Here is a 4505-nt window from a genome sequence, read left to right on the forward strand (position 1 = left end):
AGGCCCGTTCCACTTCCCGGTCGACGCCGAGCCGGGCCACCTCCCGCAGCCGCCCGGGATCGTGGAGGTCGCGCGGGCCGTCGTGGCCGGCGTGACCGCACCCTCGCCCTCGCCTTCGGCTTCGGCCTCGCCGGCGAGCCCGCCGGCCACCCGGCCGGTCGCGGTGAGTGACCCGATTCCGGGCGGCGGGGGTACGGGGGGAGGCGCCCTGCCCCTGACGGGCGCCAACGCGGCCGCCGTGGGTGCCGGTGGCGCCGGACTGGTGGTCGCCGGACTCGTCGCCCTGGTCCTGGGCCGTCGCCGTCGCGAACGCTGAGAGCCGCTGTCCGCCCGTACCGGGCTGGGTTGTCCGCCGGGCCGGCGCCTTCCTGCTGGCGTCGTGCCGGGCCCGGCGGCTTCCTGCCCGGCCTGGTGACGCGGGCCGGTCCGGGGCGCCGAACTACGATGGGCCGGTGGCGCAGCAGAACCCTCCTTCGCGGGACGCGATCCGGTGCGCGGCGACCGAATTGTTCGTCCGGGATGGCTATGCGGCGACCACCGTGCGCGCCATCGCCGCGACGGCCGGCTGTGATCCGGCCCTGGTGATCCGCCACTTCGGATCCAAGGAAGGGCTGTTCCTGGCGACCGTGCCGGCCTTCACCGAGCTGCCGCGGATCCTCGCCGGGCCGATCGAGACGCTCGGGCGGGAGCTGGTCCGGTTCGTGCTCGGCGCGTCCGAGAGCCGGGTCGCCGGGGTCTACCGGGCGATGCTCAGCGCCTCCGACCGGCCGGAGATCAAGGAGCGGCTGCGGGCCTCGATGCACGACGTCTTCGTCGGCCCGCTGGCGGACCGGATCGGCGGCACCCACCCGGAACTGCGCGCGCGGCTGGCCGCGGCCCAGTTCGCCGGGCTGATCAACGCGTACTGGCTGGTCGCCGATCCGGTGCTGCGCAGCGCCGACCGGCAGGCGATCGTCGGGCTCTACGGAGACGCGATCCAGCGGCTGCTCGACAGCGACGCACCGGCGTGACACAACGCCGGGCGAGCGGCGTGTCCGGCTGGTCGCGGTGCGCGGCCGGCTGGTGCCGGTGTGCCGCGAAGACCCAGCCGCGGAGCACCAGGTAACGGAGGCCGCCGATCAGGCTTCCGGTCAGCGCCAGGATCAGCGCCTCGATCACGGCCGGCGGGCGGGGCCCGGCCAGGCCGGCGAACAGCGGCGTGACGGCCAGGTTGGCCAGGTAGACCGCGATCGAGGTGAGGCCCGCCTCCCCGTGCAGCCGGCCGACCGCGCTGACCTTGACGGCGAACGTGACCCGCCGGTGCAGCTCGGTGTTGAGGGGGGTCACTACCAGCAGCGCCATCCAGCTGGCCCAGGTGGCCGGGACGATCTCGCGCACCGCCACGTACACGATCGTCTGCACGACCGTGCTGAGCGCGCCGACCAGCATGAACCAGAGCAGCCGGCGGTGCTTGGCGAGGAGACCCATGACTGAACGCTTTCGGGCAATGACCTTGACCGTCGTAGTGTCAACACCGTTGACCCCTGCTGTCAACGCTGTTGACACCGTGATGCCGAGCACCTCGACGTGTCCGTGATCGGACAGTTTCCGTGCCGTTACCTGGGGAACCGTGGGGCGGCATGGGGCACACCTGCGACCGCACGGTCGACGACTGGCGGGACCGGCTGATCGCGCTCAGCCACAGCCTGCACTCCGAACCGGAAATCGCCTTCGCCGAGCACGCCTCCGCCGCCAAACTCGCCGCGTTCCTCGCCGACGCCGGCTTCAAGGTCCGGGAAGGGGTGTGCGACCTGCCCACCGCGCTGACCGCGGAATACGGGACGGGGGAGTTGACCATCGGGCTCTGCGCCGAGTACGACGCGCTGCCCGGCATCGGGCACGCCTGCGGTCACAACATCATCGGCGCGTCGTCGGTGGGTGCGGCGATCGCGCTGGCAGCGGTCGCTGACCGGTACGAATTCCGCGTCAAACTGCTGGGCACGCCGGCCGAGGAGAGCGGTGGCGGGAAACAGCTGATGCTCGCCGGAGGGGCGTTCGACGACGTCACCGTGGCGATGATGGTCCACCCGGGGCCCGCGGATCTGGCCGGAGCGGCGGACAGCACACAGGCCTGCAGCCGGTTCGAGGTCACCTATCGCGGGCGGCCGGCGCATGCGGCGGCGGCGCCGTGGCACGGGGTGAACGCGGCGGACGCCGCAGTGGTCGCCCAGGTGGCGGTCGGGTTGCTGCGGCAGCAGACGCCGCCGGGATGCCGGATCGCGGGGTTCGTGCGGTCCGGCGGCGAGAAGACCAACATCATCCCGGAGAGCTGTGTTCTCGAGTACGAGGTGCGGACGCCGGTCGCGGAGCAGCTGGCCGAGCTGCGGCGGCGGGTGCACGACTGCTTCGAAGCGGGCGCGCTGGCCACGGGGGCGAGCGTGGAGTTCCGGCGTACCGAGCCCGACTATCTCGACCTGCGTAACGATCCGTGGCTGATCGAGCGGTACGCGGAACACCTGCCCGACTTCGGCCGGGTGGCGGTTCGGTCGGCGGAGGGGGTCAGAGCTGCTTCCACGGACATGGGGAACGTCAGCCAGGTGGTGCCGTCGATCCACCCGACGGTGCGGATCACCGGGGTGGAGGCCATGCCGCACACCCGCGAGTTCGCCGCCGCCGCGGTGACGCCGGCGGCGGATGAGGCACTCGTGCACGCGGCGAAACTGCTGGCGCGGGTGGGCGTGGATCTCGCCCGCGACCCGCAGCGGCGGGCCGCCTATGTCGACCTGCACCGCCGCCGGCCCTGATCGGCCGGCGGTTTCGCAGCCCGTGCCACTTCTGCCGGGCGGCGCTACGGCCGGGCGGGCAGGAAGTCGGCGAACGTGCGGTGCGGGGTCCAGCCCTGCTCACGAGCACGGGAGATGTCGAGGACGACACCGGTGGTGAGCTGCTCCACGGCGTACCGGGAAAGGGCCGGCTCACGCCGGGTGACGCGCGCGACGCTGGTCGCGATCGCGGCGATCGCGTCGACCAGGGGGATCGGCAGATGCCGGACCGGGACGCCGCAGGCGGCCGCGACGACGTCGTCGCGCCGGTAGGCGGGCGCGTCCGCGATGTTGTAGGCGCCGGACGGCCACGCGTGCGCCGTCAGGCAGGCGTCGGCCAGATTCTCCACGGCGGTGAGGCTGAGTGGAATGTCCGGTCCAGGGAGCAGTGCCCGGCCGCCGCGGACCGCTCGGCGCAAGCGCGGCAGAAGGTGCGGATCGCCAGGGCCGTAGACCGCTCGCGGCCGCAACACCACCGCGCCCGCCTCCAGCGCCAGCCGCTCACCGGCCGCCTTGGTGCGACCATAAGCGGTCAGGCCGGCCAGCGGATGATCCTCCCGGATCGGCCCGGCACCGGGCGGCGCGTAGACGCTCGCACTGCTCACCCAGACCACTGGCCGGCCGGCGGCCGCTTTCAGCAGGCGGGCGGTGCCGTCCACGTTGACAGCGCGGAACGCGGCCTCCGCCGCGCGACCGGGCGGTGGGTCACCCACCGCGGCGGCGAGATGCAGCACCAGGTCGGTTCCGGTCAGATCGGGCACGGTACGGGTGGCGTCCCAGAACCGTGACTCCCCGACGGGCCCCGGGCGCCGGCCCAGGCAGACGACCCGGGCGCCGGCCGCCGCGGCGGTTCGCGCGACCACGCCACCGCAGAAGCCACTCGCTCCGGTCACCGCGATGCGGAGGTTGCCGAGCCGCCCGTCCGCGCGGGTCACCGCGACGTGAAGGCTGCCGGGCCGGCCGTCCGCGCCGGTCACCGGGCTCGGAAGACGATCGGTCATCGGCCGGACCTGACGATCAGCGAGGACCAGCCGGGCAGGGCACTGCGCCGGTCGACGCGGGCGGTGACCACTACCGGACGGTGGACGGCCAGCGCGACCAGCGCGTCGGCGATCTGCACGCGGGCGAGCCGTGCTCCGGGGCAGGCGTGCGGCCCGGCGCCGAACACGAGCTGCGCCGTCTGAGCCGGCGCCGGATCCTCCGGGGACGGGTCGCGGCGGTGCGCGTCCACCGCGTGCCGGGTGACCAGGATCAGTCGGTCGCCCCCGCGCACCGGGCAGCCCGCAACCTCCCCGCCGGCCGCGGCGACCCTGGGCAGCAGCGGGGTGGGGGCGGTGACCCGCAGCAGCTCGGCGGTGAGCGTGCCCGGGTCCGTCTCCGCATGACCCCACAGGCCGGCGTCGGCGCACCAGGCCGCCGCCCGCGGCAGCGCGGCCACGGTCGTGTTGATGGCGGCCACGGCGAGCATCGCGGCCAGCCCGTCCGTCGCCTGTTCGCCCGTGCTGGCACGCGGTGCCGGTTCGGCGCCGGTCACCGTGTCGGCAGTGGACGGAGGCGGGTTCACCAGCCGGTTCAGCCTGTCGACCGCGGCCCGCGCGGCGCGGCGGGCACCGGGGCGGGGAAGGCCGAGATGCGCTGGCCGCTCACCACCACCGACGAGGCGCTCTGGGGCGCCGGCTTCGGCCTCGGCCTGATCCTGGCTCC

5 protein-coding genes and 1 pseudogene are annotated in these 4505 nt (G+C 74.3%); 3 read left to right on the top strand and 3 right to left on the bottom strand.

What is annotated here, in order from left to right; all coding sequences use genetic code 11:
- Window positions 1-316: LPXTG cell wall anchor domain-containing protein (locus AB0F81_RS50425; protein ID WP_360211473.1), on the top strand; the 316-nt coding region annotated here is incomplete at its 5' end.
- 136 nt (window positions 317-452) lie between these two features.
- Entirely contained in the window at window positions 453-1010 is a 558-nt protein-coding gene (locus tag AB0F81_RS50430; protein ID WP_360211475.1) for a TetR family transcriptional regulator, read from the top strand.
- Here AB0F81_RS50430 and AB0F81_RS50435 read toward each other — a convergent pair.
- A complete protein-coding gene (locus AB0F81_RS50435; protein WP_360211477.1) occupies window positions 895-1467 on the bottom strand; it encodes a GtrA family protein in 573 nt (190 codons plus the stop codon). The genes AB0F81_RS50430 and AB0F81_RS50435 overlap by 116 nt on opposite strands.
- Window positions 1468-1619: 152 nt before the next feature.
- On the opposite strand from AB0F81_RS50435, the gene AB0F81_RS50440 reads away from it, so the two are divergent.
- A complete protein-coding gene (locus AB0F81_RS50440; protein WP_360211479.1) occupies window positions 1620-2783 on the top strand; it encodes an amidohydrolase in 1164 nt (387 codons plus the stop codon).
- A 44-nt stretch (window positions 2784-2827) separates the two neighbouring features.
- Here AB0F81_RS50440 and AB0F81_RS50445 read toward each other — a convergent pair whose 3' ends face one another.
- Window positions 2828-3802 (bottom strand): NAD-dependent epimerase/dehydratase family protein, encoded by a 975-nt coding sequence (locus AB0F81_RS50445; protein ID WP_360211481.1) that lies wholly within the window; start codon window positions 3800-3802, stop codon window positions 2828-2830.
- A pseudogene (locus AB0F81_RS50450) lies at window positions 3799-4505 on the bottom strand (cytochrome P450); the annotation flags it as partial. The gene AB0F81_RS50445 and the pseudogene AB0F81_RS50450, both read right to left, overlap by 4 nt.

Origin of the sequence: Actinoplanes sp. NPDC024001, assembly GCF_040638955.1 — a bacterium.
Taxonomy (GTDB): Bacteria; Actinomycetota; Actinomycetes; order Mycobacteriales; family Micromonosporaceae; genus Actinoplanes.